Source organism: Myroides odoratimimus (assembly GCF_001485415.1).
Lineage (GTDB): Bacteria > Bacteroidota > Bacteroidia > Flavobacteriales > Flavobacteriaceae > Flavobacterium > Flavobacterium odoratimimum.
Genome location: NZ_BCMQ01000008.1, coordinates 20,424 through 38,766 on the forward strand (window position 1 = coordinate 20,424; position 18,343 = coordinate 38,766).

The 18,343-nt window shown below is 33.8% G+C and carries 13 protein-coding genes; 7 read left to right on the forward strand and 6 right to left on the reverse strand.

From position 1 onward, the window contains the following. Nucleotides 1-136: 136 nt before the first annotated feature. From MODO_RS09560 to tsaD, 4 genes are read right to left on the reverse strand one after another with little or no spacing between them, the layout of a single operon-like run. Nucleotides 137-1,315: a class I SAM-dependent methyltransferase gene (locus MODO_RS09560; protein WP_006259214.1), complete on the reverse strand. Its 1,179-nt coding sequence runs from the start codon at nucleotides 1,313-1,315 to the stop codon at nucleotides 137-139. Then, the gene (locus MODO_RS09565; RefSeq protein WP_006259213.1) at nucleotides 1,316-2,407 is read right to left on the reverse strand and encodes an AI-2E family transporter; all 1,092 of its coding nucleotides are present in this window, start codon (nucleotides 2,405-2,407) and stop codon (nucleotides 1,316-1,318) included. It abuts the gene before it with no gap. Between the two features lie 11 nt (nucleotides 2,408-2,418). Further along, nucleotides 2,419-3,123 (reverse strand): 16S rRNA (uracil(1498)-N(3))-methyltransferase, encoded by a 705-nt coding sequence (locus MODO_RS09570; protein ID WP_006259212.1) that lies wholly within the window; start codon nucleotides 3,121-3,123, stop codon nucleotides 2,419-2,421. A 9-nt stretch (nucleotides 3,124-3,132) separates the two neighbouring features. After that, nucleotides 3,133-4,155, reverse strand: coding sequence for a tRNA (adenosine(37)-N6)-threonylcarbamoyltransferase complex transferase subunit TsaD (gene tsaD / locus MODO_RS09575; RefSeq protein WP_006259211.1), 1,023 nt, complete (start codon nucleotides 4,153-4,155; stop codon nucleotides 3,133-3,135). Between the two features lie 76 nt (nucleotides 4,156-4,231). On the opposite strand from tsaD, the gene MODO_RS09580 reads away from it, so the two are divergent. From MODO_RS09580 to MODO_RS09605, 6 genes are all read left to right on the forward strand, one after another. Beyond that, nucleotides 4,232-8,794 (forward strand): translocation/assembly module TamB domain-containing protein, encoded by a 4,563-nt coding sequence (locus tag MODO_RS09580; protein ID WP_006259210.1) that lies wholly within the window; start codon nucleotides 4,232-4,234, stop codon nucleotides 8,792-8,794. A gap of 71 nt (nucleotides 8,795-8,865) precedes the next feature. After that, nucleotides 8,866-9,852 carry a 6-phosphofructokinase gene (gene pfkA, locus MODO_RS09585; protein ID WP_006259209.1) on the forward strand — a complete coding sequence of 329 codons (987 nt, stop codon included), beginning with the start codon at nucleotides 8,866-8,868 and terminating at the stop codon, nucleotides 9,850-9,852. Nucleotides 9,853-9,878: 26 nt separating this feature from the next. Beyond that, a complete protein-coding gene (gap, locus tag MODO_RS09590; protein ID WP_006259208.1) occupies nucleotides 9,879-10,880 on the forward strand; it encodes a type I glyceraldehyde-3-phosphate dehydrogenase in 1,002 nt (333 codons plus the stop codon). A 13-nt stretch (nucleotides 10,881-10,893) separates the two neighbouring features. Continuing rightward, nucleotides 10,894-11,739 (forward strand): BadF/BadG/BcrA/BcrD ATPase family protein, encoded by an 846-nt coding sequence (locus MODO_RS09595; RefSeq protein ID WP_006259207.1) that lies wholly within the window; start codon nucleotides 10,894-10,896, stop codon nucleotides 11,737-11,739. 8 nt (nucleotides 11,740-11,747) lie between these two features. Then, nucleotides 11,748-12,122 (forward strand): methylglyoxal synthase, encoded by a 375-nt coding sequence (locus MODO_RS09600; protein WP_006259206.1) that lies wholly within the window; start codon nucleotides 11,748-11,750, stop codon nucleotides 12,120-12,122. Nucleotides 12,123-12,780: 658 nt separating this feature from the next. Then, nucleotides 12,781-13,836 (forward strand): linear amide C-N hydrolase, encoded by a 1,056-nt coding sequence (locus MODO_RS09605; RefSeq protein ID WP_006259205.1) that lies wholly within the window; start codon nucleotides 12,781-12,783, stop codon nucleotides 13,834-13,836. A gap of 75 nt (nucleotides 13,837-13,911) precedes the next feature. On the opposite strand, the gene MODO_RS09610 is transcribed toward MODO_RS09605, so the two are convergent. Then, on the reverse strand, nucleotides 13,912-14,292 hold the full coding sequence (locus tag MODO_RS09610) for a RidA family protein (RefSeq protein WP_006259204.1): 381 nt from the start codon (nucleotides 14,290-14,292) through the stop codon (nucleotides 13,912-13,914). A gap of 60 nt (nucleotides 14,293-14,352) precedes the next feature. Beyond that, nucleotides 14,353-17,052 (reverse strand): putative LPS assembly protein LptD, encoded by a 2,700-nt coding sequence (locus MODO_RS09615; RefSeq protein ID WP_006259203.1) that lies wholly within the window; start codon nucleotides 17,050-17,052, stop codon nucleotides 14,353-14,355. Nucleotides 17,053-17,173: 121 nt separating this feature from the next. Between MODO_RS09615 and MODO_RS09620 the strand changes: the two genes are divergently transcribed. Further along, nucleotides 17,174-18,319 carry an N-acetylmuramoyl-L-alanine amidase family protein gene (locus MODO_RS09620; protein WP_006259202.1) on the forward strand — a complete coding sequence of 382 codons (1,146 nt, stop codon included), beginning with the start codon at nucleotides 17,174-17,176 and terminating at the stop codon, nucleotides 18,317-18,319. Nucleotides 18,320-18,343: the final 24 nt, after the last annotated feature.

Sequence of the window (18,343 nt, forward strand, 5' to 3'; positions counted from 1 at the left end):
CTATTTTGTATAATTACTTTTCGTTTATATGTCTATTGCATAATTCGGGTTTAAATATCCCTATTGCTTAAATAATTTAAGTGTCCTTATGATATAAAAAAAGGCCATATTAAATACTATATGACCTTTAGAGGAGTTATGTTCGTGAGCAAATAATAAAGATTCGTTCACTTTTGATATTTGTAGTGAAAAAGATGTACGTATCTCCTCCGTCTTTTATTTTCCATTTCTTTCTAATTTCCTCAACTTTTATAGGGAAATTTCTAGTCGTGACATTTGCTTTTGTATTTAGCAAGTGTTTTTTTGCTTCTTGTTTATTATATGGAATGATTTGTTCTATTGTAAATCTTCTTCCAGGAAAATCAATTAATGCATCACTAGTATAGAGATGACTATGTGGGTGTAGTTTGTGTAAATTAAACTGTTTACTTATTGCGTCAAATCTACCTGTCTTTAATATAGCTGCATTGGGCTCATATAGATATTGTTTAGGTTCACTGAATAGTGATGTACTATTATCGTCTAATGAAGAAATAAATAGTTGTGTATCGTCTTTTGTAAGATTAACAGCATTAAGTTCAACAGATCCTGTATAGTCTTTTTCTAATATCCATAATAGTTCTTTAACTTCATTATGAAGAGCTACGATATGAATGCTTTTTACATGTTTTAATTCGTTTAGACCAGCCTGTATGTCTAGTAGAGGAGAAGTCTTAATCAAGATATTAGTACTTCTAGAAAATAATAAATCTAGATGCTCAGGTACATTAGGGGCGCAATCACTTAAGAAAAACACTTTTTCTTTAGAGTCATTTCTTCTATGTGGATCTACATAGATATAATCCCATGGTTGATTATGTTGAGCCAAGTAGTCTAAACTATCACCAGTATGGCACTTAATATTATCAACTCCTAATGCCTGATTATTAAGACGAACTATTTCGCTAAGGTCTTCTTGCATCTCACAATGCAATACTTGCTTTATGTTTTTACTAAAATAATAACAGTCTATACCAAAACCACCTGTTAGATCTATCAAAGTGTCACCAGATATTAGTGAAGCTTTATAAGATGCACAAGGTTCGGATGAGGTTTGTTCTATAGAAAGCTTTTTTGGGAATAGGATATTTTCTGTTTCAAACCAAGTTGGTAGTTTGTCTTTAGTTTTCTTTTTTGATTCTATTTGAGTTAATAAGTCACTCATAGAGATATCTTCAAAAGGGCTCTTTTTAAATGCTATTTTAGTTAGATCACTATTTAAATGATCTTGTATATATTGTTGTACTTCTTGTGATAAGAATAGTTCTGTTTTCAATTATAATTTCTTTGTGAGTAATTGTACAAATTTATTGTTTGGCAAGAATTCTTTAGCAATTACTTTGATACAAGTGTAAATAGGTACTGCTGCTATCATACCAAATATTCCTCCAAACATGCCGCTTGCAAGAATAACAATAAATATTTCTAATGGATGTGATTTAACGCTATTAGAGAAGATTAAAGGTTGGTTAATAATATTATCTATTAGTTGTATAAATAAGAAGCCAAGCATTACGGTAATTGCCTTAGGTAAGGTAACTTCACTAAAGTTATCCCCTATAAAACTCAACATCGTAAACAGGACAGATAATATATTACCAATAAGAGGTCCAATGTATGGAATGATATTCAATATAGCGACTAAGAAGGCGATCATTAGACTTCCTTTTACACCTACTACAGCTAATAGGATAAAAGCGAGTACAAATATTATAGACATCTGTGCAACTAGCCCTAAAAAGTAACGTGATAGAAGGTTGTTTATCTTATCGATTGATTTCAAAACTTTAATCTCGTGCTTGCTAGGGAATAGCTTTTTGAATTGATATTCAAGTAAAACTTGATCTTTTAAAAAGAAGAAGGTGATAAATAGAATAGCAAAAACTCCCATTCCAAATTCACTTAGCAAACCTAGTATGGTATTAAATAGGTTAGGTACAAAGTCTAACTTTAAATGAGATCGGAAATTAGCTCCTTCTATTATTTTATCTAAGCTGAATCCTTTTGTGTCTAAATAGAAGTCTATCTTGCGTATAAGGCCATTGAAATCTTCTTGTAGGTGTGATGTATTCAATACAGACAAGTTTTGAGCTTGTGTAGTGAATAAAGGGATAAACATGAATATGAAGCTTAGGAAGAAGGCTAAGAAAAGGATAACTGTCAAAGTAACAGCAAATACTTTAGATAGACGAAGTTTTCTTCTTAAAAATTCTACAATAGGCTTGCCAATTAAAGCCAATACAAAGGCAAATCCAGTATATATAAATATTGAACTAATTTGCAAAAGCATTTGACCTAATACAGCAAGAGAAAATAGAATTATAACTGCACGTATTATTCCTTTAGAGATTGTCTTAGCATCCACCATAATAATGATTTTTATTCATTTGTAAATACGAAACTATGCACGGCTACTAAAGCGGCTGTTTCTGTTCTTAATCTTGTATGTCCTAGTGATACTGGTCGATATCCTTTTGCTAATGCTAAGTTAATTTCATTGGTAGAGAAGTCTCCCTCTGGACCTACTAAAAGTAAATAATTTTTGTGAATATCTATACTGTCTTTTAGCAAGACTTTTTCGGTTTCTTCACAATGAGCAATATATTTTTCTCCTTGATGGTCTTGATTTAAAAAGTCTTTTAAGCTTATGGGGTCGTTTAGAATAGGTAAATGATATTGTAAAGATTGTTTCATTGCGGATTGAATAATTTTTTCAAATCGCTCTGTCTTTACTATTTTTCTCTCAGAATGGTCGCAAATAATTGGCGTTATCTCGTGTATCCCTATTTCTGTTGCTTTCTCTAAAAACCATTCGTAACGTTCGTTCATTTTCGTTGGTGCAACGGCTAAGTGTAGGCGAAATGGAGTAGGTGCTTGATCTTCAGAATCGATAATCTCAGTAACACATTTTTTGTCCGAGTCTAAAGTAATTTTAGTTGTAAACAATGTGCCTTTACCATTGGTAACATATAGGAGATCTCCCATTTTACGTCTTAGTACTTTGATGATATGTTTACTTTCATCTTTATCAAAAGTGAAAGATGTTTGTCCTTTTTCGATTTCTGGCGAATAAAATAATTGCATACTTAAGTTTTAGAATTCAATACGTGCTTTAGAAACTACTGAAGAATCAGCAAAAATAGATTCTTTGTATTTATAGTACCCTACTATTCCAATCATAGCAGCATTATCTGTTGTATATTCAAATTTAGGGATGAATGCTTTCCACTTATATTTTTTCTCTCCTTCTTTAAGTGCTTGTCTAATACCAGAGTTAGCAGATACACCACCACCAATGACGATTTGCTTAATCCCTGTTTCTTTAACTGCAAGTTTAAGTTTGTCTAGTAAGATTTGGATAATGGTATACTGAATAGAGGCACATATATCAGCTTTGTTTTCTTCAATAAAATTAGGGTTAGTGGCTACATTTTTTTGAATAAAATAAAGAAACTGTGTTTTTAAACCACTGAAACTAAAGTTCAGTCCGTCTACTTTAGGTTTAGTGAAAGCAAATGCTTTGGGATTACCTTCTTTAGCATATTTATCAATTAAAGGACCTCCAGGGTAAGGGAATCCCAAAACTTTAGCAGATTTGTCAAAAGCTTCTCCTACAGCGTCATCTGTGGTTTCTCCTAGTATTTCTAAGTCAAAGAAACTATTTACCTTCACGATTTGGGTATGTCCACCTGAGATGGTCATTGCTAAGAAAGGAAACTCAGGTTTGTCATATCCTTCTTCATCTATAAAATGACATAAGATATGGGCGTGCATATGATTTACAGCCACTAATGGAATATCAAGAGCTAGAGATAAACTCTTGGCAAATGATCCGCCTACTAATAGTGACCCCATTAGTCCAGGGCCTTGTGTAAAGGCAATACCATCTAAGTCATCCTTCGTTATTCCTGCTTTTTTAAGAGCAATGTCAACCACAGGAACGATGTTTTGTTGATGAGCACGAGATGCTAGTTCAGGAACAACACCTCCATACTCTTCGTGTATTTCCTGTCTTGCGACTATGTTTGACAATACTTTGTTGTCAGCCATGATTGCGGCAGAAGTATCATCACATGAGCTCTCTATGGCTAAAATATAGGTAGGTTTTAAAGACATTTTAATATTCTATAATTGTATAATTTATTAAGGTAAAATCTACCCAACCCTATGGAAAATTATATAAATTTGCTTATTGTTTGGTTTTTATAAGAAACCACGAGTAGATTGGGGCAAATTTAAAACATTAATAGTTATCAAAAAATTTAATAAAATACTTTTTCGCCTATTATTGGCTGTCTTTAGCTTGGTTGTGATCATTGCAGGGGCACTGTCTTTGCCTGTGGTTCAAACCTTTCTGGCTCAGCAAGCTATGGAGAAGATTAATAGCCAGTTTGGTACTAAGTTAGAGATAGAAAGACTAGCAGTCAGTGTATTTGGTCGAGTTACATTGAAAGAGGTTACTGCAAAGGATAATCACGATACTAATTTTATAGAAATAAAAGCCTTTACAACGAGTATTTTAGATTTTAATGAACTTATTCAAGGAAGACTATATTTTGGTAAAACTAAGGTGGATGGACTGTATTTAAGAATACATAAATACAAAGGAGAAGAGTTTACAACCTTAGATCAGTTGATTAATGCATTTGATGATGGAAAAGAGGGAGAAGGTAAGTTTAGGCTGAAATCTTCTCATCTAACAATTAAAAATACTCATTTGATCATTTCTGACGATGAAGCAGAAACACCAGTAGCAATAGATTTTAAAAATATTAATGGGGAAGTAGAAGACTTCTTTATTAAAGGACCTGATATTTATGCTAATGTTTTGAAATCTAGTTTTGAGGATAATTGGGGTATGGGCGTGACAAATCTGTCAGGTAATTTTACTCATACTAAAACTAGTATCTCTATGGAGAAGCTAGATTTACAAACGAAAAAGTCGGCTATAGAAGGAGATCTTAAGTTCACTTATGCTTTAGGAGATATGAAGTACTTCGTAGATAAGGTGAATTGGGATTTTGAGATTAGAAAAGCAGTATTGAATTCCTCAGATTTAAATGCCTTTACAGGTATTTTTGCAGAGAATAAGATGGTGTATGTTACAGGGCATATTAATGGTGTGATGAACGATTTTACAATGAAAAATGTAAATTTAGTAGATGACAATATGTCTAATGTGAGAGGGTTATTTAGTTTTAGAAATGTATTCGATAAAGTAAAGCCGTTCTGGATGAAGGCTAATGTGGATCGACTATTTATTACTCGTGATCACATTGTAGGGTTAATGCCTGAGTTATTGCATGAACTATTACCTACGGAATTAACTAATCTTGGACAAGTAGATATCAAAGGAGATATCGAGATGACGAAGCGCACCCTAAAAACAGATATTGATTTATTGACGTCTATTGGAAAAGGAAAAGCTGTTATAGATATAGAAAACCTTGATAATCCCAATCTAGCTGCTTATAAAGGGGATATTGTTTTAGAGAAGTTTGACTTAGGAGAATTTATAAAGAACCAGAATTTTGGTTTGACTTCTGTAGATTTAGAGGTTGATGGAGTTGGTTTTAATCAAAAATCTTTAAACACAAGTATTAAGGGAGATGTGTTCTCTTTTGACTTTGCTAAGTATAAGTACACGAATATTGCGGTAGATGGATTGTTAAAGATGCCTTATTATCGCGGTTTAGTACACAGCCAAGACCCTAATTTGCAGTTAGACTTTAATGGGATGATAGATTTGAGTTCAGAAGTTAAGAACTATGATTTCATTGCAGATGTTGACTACGCAGATTTATATGCATTACATTTAGTAAATGATACACTTTCTAAATTTAAAGGACAGTTTGAGTTTAAAGCTTCAGGTAATACTCTTGATGATTTAGCAGGTACATTTACAATGCGTAATACTACTTATATCAATAGTAAAGATGAGTATGTATTCGGTCATTTTACATTAAATTCGGAATTTAATCCAGAGAATGAACGTCTTATTTCTTTTGTGTCACAGGAGGCAATAGAGGGGTATATTAAAGGTAAATTCTTGTTTAAGGATTTAAGAGCATTGTTTACTAATGCACTAGGAAGTTTATATACTAACTACTCACCTTATAAGATTAAAGAAGAACAATATCTCGATTTTGACATTACAGTACACAATAGGTTAATAGAGGTGTTTTTGCCACAATTGACTTTAAGTGCATCAACACATGTTGAGGGAAATATAGATAACGATGATAATATTTTTAAACTGAACTTCTCTTCACCAAGTATTGGTATTGAAGATTTCAATTTTTACAATGTATTGTTAGATGTAAATAACTCTAACCCTTTATATAATACTTATGTTTCACTGGATAGTATGAAATCTAAGTTTTATCGTATCACAGATTTTAATTTATTAAACTTGACTCATAATGATACACTATTTGTTCGTTCTGAGTTTAAAGGAGGAACGCATGGTAAGGATAAGTTTAATCTGAACTTATACCACACTATTAATGAGGAAAACCTATCTGTAGTAGGGTTTAAGAAGTCAGATATCTTCCTAAAAGACTTCTTGTGGAGTATTAATGAAAGTGATAATAAGAAGAATAAAGTTATTTTTAATAAGAAGTTAGAGGACTTTACTATTGATGATTTATCATTATCACATAATGGACAAGAGGTCAATCTGACAGGCGCAGTAAGAGATTCAACTTACAAACATTTTGATTTAGAGTTTAAGCAAGTAGACTTAGCTAAGTTTGCCCCTGATATTTCTAATCTAGAGTTCGCTGGTAATATAGATGGTGATTTACATTTCTCTCAGGTTAAAGATGTGTTCCAACCTAAGGTAAATATCAATATAGATGAACTAGCTGTCAATAAGGTTAGGCTAGGAGATTTAGCTTTCCATGTTGACGGAGATGAGCGTTTAAAGAACTTTAAAGTTCAGTCTAGCATTGTGGATAATGAGAAAGAAAAGTTCTATTTAAATGGTGATTTAGCTATTGTCAATAAACAGATGCAATTAAATCTAGAATCAGGATTTAAAGATTTTTCTGTTAAACCGATAGAACCTTTACTTAAAACAATTGTTTCTGATGTAAGAGGAACTACATCAGGAAAAATTAATATTCAGGGTACAGCGAAGAAACCTGAGGTGAATGGACGATTACACCTAAATAAGGCAGGTATGAAGTCTAAGTTCACTGGAGTAGATTATAATTTTGAAGAAGATGCTGCTTTAGATTTAACAGAGCGTCAGTTTATCTTGCGTAAAGTACGTATTATAGATTCTAAGCATAAAACAGAAGGAATTATAGACGGAGATATTTCTCATAAGGCGTTTAATGATTGGGCATTGAATTTAGTGCTTTCTTCTCCTAATTTATTAGCCTTAGATACTAAATTCGAAGAGGGAAGTATCTATTATGGTAAAGCCTTTATTAATGGAATGGCTAAGTTAAGTGGGCCAGTAGAGATGTTAGCTATTAATATTAATGCGACATCTAATAAAGGAACCGCTATTAAGATTCCGTTGAAAGAAGCGCAAGGTACTGGTGAGAATAACTTTATACACTTCTTATCACCTCAAGAAAAGGCATTGCGTCTCAAAGGAAAAGAGTATGATATGTATAGATATCGAAACAGTGGTATAGAGCTTGACTTTGAGTTTGTATTAACTCCTGATGCAGAGATTGAAATTATACTAGATCGTGAGTCTGGACATGCTATGCGAGGTAGAGGAGCAGGTTTTATTACTATGGAGATAAATACCTTAGGTAAGTTTAACATGTGGGGGGATTTCCAAGCGTATGAAGGAGAGTATAACTTCCGATATGGTGGGTTGATTGATAAGAAATTTGTTGTGAAGAAGTATGGTACGATTCGTTGGGATGGAGACCCTATGAATGCAATGTTAGACTTGCAGGCAATTTATCATACAGATGCAAATCCAAGTGTAATCATAGATAACTCTATTATCAATAGAAAAGTACCTACAGATGTTGCTATTGTCTTAAATGGTAGTTTAAGTAATCCTGAGGTAGACTTTGAAATCAACTTCCCAACAGTGAGTTCTGTAGTGAAGTCAGAATTAGATTATAGGCTGAGTGAACGTGATATGCGTGAGCGTCAAGCGATGGCTCTGTTAGCTACAGGAGCATTCTTCTCTTCTGATAACTCTTCTTCTACATTAGCAGGAAGTTTATTTGAGCGTGCTAGTAGTATTTTTGATGAGATATTTTCGGATGAGGACGATAAGTTTAAAGTAGGGTTAAACTATGCACAAGGAGAGCGAAATCCTTATACACAAACGGAAGGACGTGTAGGGGTAACCTTCTCGACTAAAGTTAACGATCGTATTTCTGTCAATGGTAAACTGGGTGTACCTGTAGGAGGAGTGGAGCAGTCTGTGATCGTAGGGGATGTAGAGGTGATGTTACGCCTTAATGAAGAAGGGTCTTTAAGTGCAAGAGTATTTAATCGCGAAAATGATATTAACTATATCGGTGAAGGGATTGGATATACGCAAGGTGTAGGATTGTCTTATGAAGTAGATTTTGATACTTTTAAAGAATTGATCTCAAAAATCTTAAATAGGGCTAAAACAAGAGAGAAAGACCAAAGTAAGAATAAAAAGCAAGATACTAACCGATCAGAAGAGTTACCAGACTCTGACTTTAATAGGGATTTTATCAAGTTTTATGAGAATAGAAGGAAGTCATCTACAGCTCCGTCAGACACTTATAATTTAACAAAATAGAGGTGGAATAAGGGGCTTCTATTTTTGTTAAAATGGTCTATTATTCGTAAATTTACTCAAAACGATAAAATATGAGTAAGGCGATTAAAAAGATCGGTGTCTTAACTTCTGGAGGAGATGCTCCAGGGATGAACGCAGCAATTAGGGCAATTGTTCGTACTTGTTCTTTTCACGATGTAATGTGTGTAGGAATATTTAGAGGATTTCAAGGATTAGTTGAAGGTGATTTTGAAGTATTGGGACCTCGTGATGTAAATTACATTATTAATAAAGGAGGTACTATCCTTAAAACAGCTCGAAGCGTAGCTTTCCGTTCTGAGGAAGGTCGTAAAACAGCTTATGAGAACTTAAAGAATGCAGGTATTGATGCATTGATTGTTATTGGTGGAGACGGAAGTTTTACAGGAGCTATGATATTGAGCAAGGAGTATGACATTCCAGTAATGGGAATTCCAGGTACTATTGATAATGATATACACGGTACAAGTCATACTATTGGGTTTGACACTGCCTTAAATACAGTAGTAGATGCTGTAGATAAAATTAGAGATACTGCCAGCTCACATAAACGTTTATTCTTTGTAGAAGTTATGGGGAGAGATGCAGGTCATATCGCACTGAATGCAGGTATTGGAGCTGGAGCAGAAGAGATTCTTATTCCAGAAGAGAATATGGGAATGGAGCGTCTACTAGAATCTCTAAAGAAAAGTAAAAAATCAGGAAAATCATCTAGTATAGTTATCGTAGCAGAAGGTGAAAAATTAGGTAAAAATGTATTTGAAATAGGAGAATACGTAGAAACTAATTTGCCAGAATACGAGGTACGTGTGTCTGTATTAGGGCATATGCAAAGAGGAGGAGCACCATCTTGCTTCGACCGTGTATTAGCAAGTAGATTGAGTGTGAAAGCGGTTGAAACGTTATTAGCAGGAGAACGCAACTATATGGTTGGTTTGATCAATGATCAAGTAGCGCTTACACCATTAGAACAAGCAGTAAAAGGTCATTCTCCAATAGATCAGGAACTACTTAGAGTATCTGATATCATCACAATTTAAAAGAAATAATAAAACGAAATAGAATTATGAAAACAAGAATTGGTATTAACGGTTTTGGACGTATTGGACGTTTAATGTTAAGAGAAGCTGTAAAGAATCCTAATGTTGAGATAGTAGCAGTTAATGATTTAATGGCAGTAGAGCACTTAGCTTATTTAATTAAGTTTGACTCTGTTCACGGTCGTTTTGATGGAACTGTAGAAGTAAAAGATGGTCATTTAGTAGTGAATGGACAAACAATCCGTGTAACAGCTGAGAAAGATCCTTCTTTATTAAAATGGGGTGAAGTAAAAGTAGATGTAGTAGCTGACTGTACAGGTATCTTTAAAGAATTAGATAGCGCGCAAAAACATATCGATGCAGGAGCTAAGAAAGTATTAATCTCTGCTCCATCAGGAACTGCTCCAATGTATGTTATGGGAGTGAATGAGAAAGATATGAAAGCTACAGATACAATCGTTTCTAATGCTTCTTGTACTACTAACTGTTTAGCGCCATTAGCTAAAGTTATTAATGATAATTTTGGTATTGTAGAGGCTTTAATGACTACAGTACACGCTGTAACAGCTACACAGTTTACAGTAGATGGTCCTTCTAAGAAAGATTTTAGAGGTGGACGTTCTGCTATGAATAATATTATTCCTGCTTCTACAGGTGCTGCTAAAGCTGTAGGTAAAGTTATTCCAGAATTAAAAGGAAAACTTACAGGGATGTCTATGCGTGTTCCTACTGCTGACGTATCTGCTGTAGATTTAACAGTTAAAGTAGCTAAAGAAACATCTTATGAAGAAGTATTAGCTGTATTGAAGAAAGCAAGTGAGAACGAACTAAAAGGGGTGATGGCTTATACAGAAGAGGATGTTGTGTCTCAAGATTTCGTATCTGATACGCATACTTGTATTGTAGATGCTAAAGCAGGTATCGGATTAAACAGTACTTTCTTTAAGATTGTAGCTTGGTATGATAACGAGTATGGTTATTCTGCTAAGATGGTTGATATGGCTATCTTAATGAATAATTTAAAATAATTAAATAGTTTAAATGAAAATAATCGTCGATAGTGGTTCCACTAAGGCTGATTGGATTTTCTTTGACCAGAATAATAATGTTATAACTTCGGTGACTAGTTTAGGACTAAATCCCGAAGTTATTACTTTAGATGAGTTCTTTACCCGTGTTAATACAGTGCCTGATATCTGTAAGAATAAAGACGAGGTTAAAGAACTTTATTTTTATGGTTCAGGGTGTGGGTCTGATCGTACAAAAAATATCGTTAAAAGATTTGCTGAAGATTACTTTGCGAATTGTAAAAACATTAATGTTCACGAAGATACTTATGCGGCTATTTACGCGACTGTAGGAAAAGGAGAAAAAGGAATAGTCTGTATTAATGGTACAGGATCTAATGTCTCTTATTTTGATGGAGAGAAAGTATATCAAAGAATAGAGTCTTTAGGTTTTATGGCTATGGATGATTGTAGTGGAAGTGCACTCGGTAGATTAATGATCAAGAGTTTCTTTTTAAAAATGATGCCTAAAGAATTAGCAGATTTATTTAAAAGTAAATACGATGTAGATGCTGATGTAGTGAAGTACAATTTTTATAAGAAAGAAAACCCTAATGCTTATATGGCTTCTTTTTTGCCTTTTTTGATTGAGCATAAGGATAAAGCTTTTTTTCAAGAAATGATTAGAGAGCAAATATCTTTTTTTGTAAATCACTATATAAAGAATAACCCAGAGTATACTAGTGTACCTGTACACTTTGTGGGTTCTGTGGCATATTTTTTACAAGATGAGTTTAGAGAAGTGATGGCTGAACATAATATTCAGGTTGGAAAAATAATTCAAAAGCCATTAGACGGATTAATCGAATATCATAAATAATAACAAGTATGGAAATAGCAATTGTAGCACATGATGCTAAGAAGAAAGAAATGTTAGAGTTTATCAAAAAAAACAGAGAAATTCTATCAAGTGAAGGAATATCATTGATTGGTACAGGAACTACAGGAAGTATGGCAGAGGATGCGGGCTTTAAGGTAAAGCGTATGCTTTCTGGACCATTAGGGGGAGATGCTCAGATTGCTGCAAGAGTAGCGGAAGGAAAGACTGCCATGGTGCTATTCTTTAAAGATCCTCTAGGAAAACACCCTCATGAGCCAGACATTAATATGTTATTACGAGTATGTGATGTACACAATGTACCTTTGGCAACAAATGAAGCTTCAGCTCAGTTGTTGTTAAATGCTATCAGTACAATTAAGTAAGGAAATTCTAGAAAAAAACTAGACAAATATAAAGGGAATAGGCGCATAGGTATTATGTGCCTTTTTTTGTAGGTAAAAACTTGCGTACGTGTGACAATTAGTTTTTAGCAATTACAAATGGGAAAAATATTTAAATAGCTCATTTACAGAGTTGTTAGCAAGAACTCCATTTCTTCTCAATATTACTTGAGATGCTAAAGATAGTTTTGTATTGACTTGCTAGGGGTTTGCTTGCGGGTTTCTTGCACATTTCTTCGAGAAAGACACCTTCTGGGCAAGGAAAGCCCTAGAAAACCCCTAGTAATCCCCTAGAAAGTGCAAGCTGAACGTTCTGATTATTCATAAATATCGAAGTTGTAATTTATGTTTTAATTTAAAAATATTAATTACTGTTACGTTTGTTGGTTGAATCTAAGATTCGCTAAAGATTGATTTCAATAAGATTAGAATACTCTCGTCTGTATTAGATTAAAAAGAACACCTAAAAATAAATAGGCATGGTGTTTGGAACAACCTAGTATATTTTTAAAGTAAAAATCGTTTATTTTAAAAATAGTAATTTATTTAAGAAGGAAGATAAAAGATGTTATATTTTGTTTAATTGCTTTTGAGTGATTAATTAAATAGCTAATTTAGTAGGAACTTAACTATGTTTATTATGAAAAGAATAAAAAGAGTGTTTACAGGAGCTTTTGTTTTGGGAGCATTTATCTTTGGATTGACTGAAGCTGATGCATGTACAAGAGTTGTTTATAAAGGGCCAAATAATACTGTTATCACAGCGCGTTCGATGGACTGGAAAGAAGAGATTATGCCTAATATATGGGTGTTTCCAAGAGGGATGGAGCGCAATGGAGAAGTAGGGCAGGCTTCAATAAAATGGAAGTCTAAGTACGGAAGTGTTATAACTTCTGCATTTGATATTGCAACTACCGATGGAATGAATGAAAAAGGGTTGGTGGCTAATATTCTTTGGTTAGTAGAATCTCAATATCCAGAGTACAACCCTGATGGGAAGGACAAAGGAATTAGCTTGGCAGCATGGGCTCAGTATGTGTTAGATAATTATGCAGATGTAAATGAAGCTGTAACTGACTTACAGAAGAACCCTTTGATTGTAGTTACGGCTAATACACCAGGACGTACTTCATTGGCAACTGTACATTTAACAATATCTGATGTAAAAGGAGATAATGCTATTTTTGAGTTTATTGATGGAAAGTTAAAAATTTATCACGATCCTTCTTATACTGTGGTAGCGAATTCACCTACATATGATAAGCAGTTAGCTATTAGAGATTATTGGAACTATTTGCCTGGTAATAAAGTGTTACCTGGTACAGGTAGATCTGAAGATCGTTTTGCACGTGCTTCATATTATGCAAAAGCAGTAGAACAAAGTGATGATGAAAAAGTATCTATAGGAGCAGCTTTTAGTATTATTAGAAATGTTTCTGTTCCATATGGAGTGCATATAGATGGAGAACCAAACTTGTCTTCTACTAAGTGGAGAACAGTGTCTGATCAAAAGAACTTAGTATACTATTATGAGGATCCAATTGCGTTAACTCCAATGTGGCTAGATTTAAAATCAATTGACTTTAGTGATAAGTCAGGCGTTAGAAAGTTAGATGTTTCTAAAAAACAACAATATGCAGGTTTAGTTAATAATAAATTAGAGAAAGCAAAAGCTTTTCAATTTATGGGAATCTAGAAGTAAAAAATAAGAGTATTAAAAAGGGGTGATTATTAATTAATAATCACCCCTTTTTAATACTGTGCTTTCTACTTATTTAGAAGCTATCATAGATATTTCTACATTTACATTTCTAGGTAATTTTACTACCTGCATACATTCTCTGGCAGGCGCTGTAGCAGCTGTAAAGAAGCTTCCGTATATTTCATTTACTTTAGCGAAGTCATTCATGTCTGTTAAGAAAATAGTTGCTTTAACAACGTTTTCGAATGTCATATTTGCTGCTTCTAGTATCGCTTGTAGATTAGCCATTACTTGTTTTGCTTCGTCTTCAATACCTGTTGTTACAAGCGTTTCTGTTGCTTGATTAAAAGGAATTTGACCTGAGATGAATAATAGATCACCAGTCATTACTGAGTGATTGTATGGTCCGATAGGGGCAGGTGCCTTGTCTGAATTGATAATTTTCTTCATAAAGTATAGTTTTAAAAAAAGAGGAGGAGTAAAAATACGCCTCCTCTTTCTGAATTATTTTTATCTGTATATTTTGTCTGGAGCTTTACGTTTTTCCCATTTGATATCGCTTAACATTGATGAGCGTATACCAATAAAGAATCCCCAACTTGTATAGGTTCCGATAGGTACCCAAGAGAAGTCCATTCTCCAACTCTTCAAATCACGTTCAAATCTTAATTGAGTAAAGGTAACTCCTTTCTGAACAAAGTCATAACCTGTAGAGAAACCTACTTTCCAATTAGGTGTGACATCTACATTTCCAGATACCATGACGGAGTTATTGACTATCTCGTTCTGTCTCGATGAGTTGTTATAAGTCATGGAGTAGGCAAAGGTTAAATCCCAAGGTAGTTTAGCATTAAAGAAACCACCAAAAGGTTTGTCTTCATCATCGTCACTCAGTGTACTTCTTTTTTGATTACCTAACTCTACAGCTCTACCAAATAAATCATCAGCACGTCCACCATTGTCTAAAGAGTTTTGATTCTTTTTGTCTTCAGCATTACCGAACATGGCATCTTTACTAGATAGAGACCAGTTTACAGTCATATTAGCACTTGTCAGACGGAATAAACTTCCTCCGTTGTTAATGTTGTAAGTATCTATACGTCTATTGTTATTGTCTAAAGCATAAGGGTCAAGTGTTGCTCCAAAGTTAATTTGCATTTTATCTTTAAATAGAGCTGTACCAGCACTTACACGTACAGGAGACCACTTAAGTGAATCAGCAGACATATTATAACTCGTAGAGAAGTTTAAGCTATTTAGAAGCATTACTTTTCTCGGTTCACCTTTCTCATTATCATCATCTCTAACTTTAGCTTCAAAAGTGTTACTTAAGTTAAAGTTCATCATATTGGAGTTATATCTACCAGGGGCTCCAAAAATACCGTTTTGGAAGCGAGTATAATCTTGGAAGGTCTGTCCTGTAGCATCTATGGCATAGGTGTCATAGTACTGTTCAAAACTAGGTGTATAAGAATACCCAATGCTTGGACGCATTACGTGACGTATAGCTTGGATTCGTTTGTCTTCTCCAAAGTTGAATGTACCATAAATAGTTGTCCCAATACTAGCATTAGCATTATATGTTCTAAAGCTGTCGAATCCATTTACTCTAATGTCATCAACTTTATTAGTTTGTGCGTTGTATTTTTTCTCTATGGTATTGAAGTACCAAACTTCATTATATGAAGCACCTGCCGTTACAGAGAAGTGCTTGAATATTTTAAAGTTTGTTGCAATCGGAATACTGTGTTGGAATGCTGTGTTTAAACTGTCGAACATTTCTCTTTTAAAGAAATAATCTTCGTGTGTTTTTACACGGTTTTCTCCACGTACAGAATACGAGAAGTTTAAGTTTTTAATAATACCTTTTTTAGAACCGTATTTTGGTGCAAAAGGGAATACACGATCTACGTTTACTTGTAATGTAGGAAGAGTCATGTTAATCTCCTTCGTATTTGTTGATTGAGAGTGAGTAGCAGTAAGTGACATATTCACTTGTGGTACACTTTCGAAAGTACGTTGGTAACTAACAGATGAGCTCATGGTGTTATTCATAGAAGCTCCTACGTTATAGGTATTGTTTGATTGTCTGAAGTACTGGCTACTACCTAAGTTAACAGACGCAGAGAATCGCGAGTTAGGATTAGCTTTACCATCTTGACTGTGATTCCACTGAATATTATATAGCTTACTAGATGCGTAATCTGGAAGTCCTTTTTCAGAGAAGATATTGTTTTCATAACGGATTAAAACACGTCCGTTATATTTATAACGTTGAGCATAAGAACTGTTAAGTCTCAATCCCCAGCTACCATTGGTATAATAATCCCCTAATACGTTTAAATCCATTTTATCACTTATCGCAAAGTAATAACCACCATTCTGAATATAGTATCCTTGTTGATTGGTATCACCAAAGCTTGGTATGATAAATCCTGATTCGGCTTTTTCTGACATCGGGAAAAAGGCGAAAGGCAACCCTAGTGGTGTAGGTACATCAGCAATCACCATATTGGTAACTCCTGTAACTACTTTTTTGCCAGGTACTAACTTAACCTTATTGGTACGGAAGTAGTATTCTGGATCATCTAAATCTTTAGCAGTAGTAAAGATTACATCTTTCATGAAGTAAACAGAGTCATTCTCCTTTTTACTCACTTCTGCTTTAATTCTAAATTCACCTTGCGAAGTACGAGATTTAAAGACTAATGCTTTTTTAGTTTTTGTATTGAAGCGGATAGAATCTGGCTCTACGATCTGTGACCCTTGTTTAAAAACAGGATATTGCGACATATTACCAACACTATCTTTAATACCTCCTGCATAGATTTCGTTTTTTTCATAATTGAAAATGATTTTACCTGCAGTTAGTTCATAATCTTGATAGCGTATTTCAGCTTCATTATATAACGTAATTTCTTTTTTTGCTAAGTTTAGAGCTTCGTAGTCTTTTGCTTTTCTATAAACCATCTCTTCAAGAAGAGGTTTATTAGCAGGAACTATGGTGTCTTTTTGTTTTTTAAGTGTATCCTGGATAGAGGGTACAGCAAGTTTGTCTATAGTGTCAGAGGTGGTAACTATAGAATCTCTTTTTAGTGTAGTATTTACAGCTGTAAATTTCTTATTGTTGTCTTGTGCAATCCCTTTTTGTGTTAAAGTTGCTCCAAAAACCAATAAAATGAAAACGATATTAAAAATATTTGTTCGCAAACCTATATATATGCTATTTTTGTAAAATTAAGCGCGTTGTTTTTAACGTGTCAAACTTACATATATTTTTTTTGAAAATGTATTTTTATTTAAATTATAAAACGTTATAAATATCATTTATATGAATTACAGTCGTTCTAAACTGTTTGCCTTACTAGCTATTCTTTTCCTGAGTTTCTCTATACAAGCACAGAATGGGAAAAAATTTAAAGTTGTATTAGATCCTGGACATGGAGGAAAAGATACTGGTACTAACCATAAGAAGAATGTAGAAAAGGATATTGTATTAGCAGTAGCTTTAGAGGTAGGTAAGATATTAGAAAAACAATCTGATATAGAAGTGTTCTATACTCGTAAGACAGATGTGTTCGTTCCAGTAAAGGAGAGATCTGTATTAGCTAATGATAACAATGGAAACGTATTTGTATCTATTCACTGTAATGGTGTTAATAGTGAATCTGCTTCTGGTACTGAGACTTATGTAATGGGGCTTAGTAAGAATAAATCTAACCTAGATGTAGCTAAGACGGAGAACTCGGTGATTATGATGGAGGATGATTATAAGACTAAGTATGCGGGCTTTGATCCTTCTTCTCCAGAGTCTATTATTGGTTTGACACTATTACAAGAGGATTATATTCATCAGAGTATTGATTTAGCAAGTAGAGTACAGGATGGTTTTACAAATGATCTGAAGAGAAAGAATAGAGGAGTAAAACAAGGTCCGTTCTGGGTATTACACGGGGCTTTTATGCCTAGTATATTGATAGAGTTAGGTTTTGTTTCTAATACAGCAGAAGGGAATTATTTGACTTCAAGTAAAGGACAGAAAGAATTAGCTCGTTCTATAGCACAAGGGATTATTGATTATAAAGCAGCTTATTATGGAGGTAGTAAAACTCTAGTATTAGCAGATTCTAATGATAAAGCAACGGCTAAAGTTGATAATAGTAGAAAGACTACAACTAACGAGACAACTACTAATTCTCGAAAAGAAAGTAGTTCAAACACTAAAAAAGTTGTTTTTAAAGTGCAAATTGCAGCAGGATCAAAAGTGTTAGCTTTAAAACCTGAGAATTTTAAAGGACTAAGAGGAGTGACGACAATGCGCGTAGGAAATCTTAGTAAATATTATTACGGGGAGACAAGTGACTATGAGACAGCGAAACAAAATCAGAAAGTAGCAAAGGATAAAGGACACAGTTCTGCATTTATTGTAGCATTCAAGGATGGTAAAGTGATTACAGTAGAGGAAGCATTAAAATAATATCAAGCGCTTTAGAAATAAAAG

Bases quoted from the DNA above. Each gene is read 5' to 3' on its own strand.
- MODO_RS09620 (WP_006259202.1), top strand. From the start codon at position 17,174: ATGAATTACAGTCGTTCTAAACTGTTTGCCTTACTAGCTATTCTTTTC.
- pfkA (WP_006259209.1), top strand. From the start codon at position 8,866: ATGAGTAAGGCGATTAAAAAGATCGGTGTCTTAACTTCTGGAGGAGAT.
- MODO_RS09600 (WP_006259206.1), top strand. From the start codon at position 11,748: ATGGAAATAGCAATTGTAGCACATGATGCTAAGAAGAAAGAAATGTTA.
- MODO_RS09610 (WP_006259204.1), bottom strand. From the start codon at position 14,292: ATGAAGAAAATTATCAATTCAGACAAGGCACCTGCCCCTATCGGACCA.
- MODO_RS09595 (WP_006259207.1), top strand. From the start codon at position 10,894: ATGAAAATAATCGTCGATAGTGGTTCCACTAAGGCTGATTGGATTTTC.
- MODO_RS09570 (WP_006259212.1), bottom strand. From the start codon at position 3,123: ATGCAATTATTTTATTCGCCAGAAATCGAAAAAGGACAAACATCTTTC.
- tsaD (WP_006259211.1), bottom strand. From the start codon at position 4,155: ATGTCTTTAAAACCTACCTATATTTTAGCCATAGAGAGCTCATGTGAT.
- MODO_RS09605 (WP_006259205.1), top strand. From the start codon at position 12,781: ATGAAAAGAATAAAAAGAGTGTTTACAGGAGCTTTTGTTTTGGGAGCA.
- MODO_RS09565 (WP_006259213.1), bottom strand. From the start codon at position 2,407: ATGGTGGATGCTAAGACAATCTCTAAAGGAATAATACGTGCAGTTATA.
- gap (WP_006259208.1), top strand. From the start codon at position 9,879: ATGAAAACAAGAATTGGTATTAACGGTTTTGGACGTATTGGACGTTTA.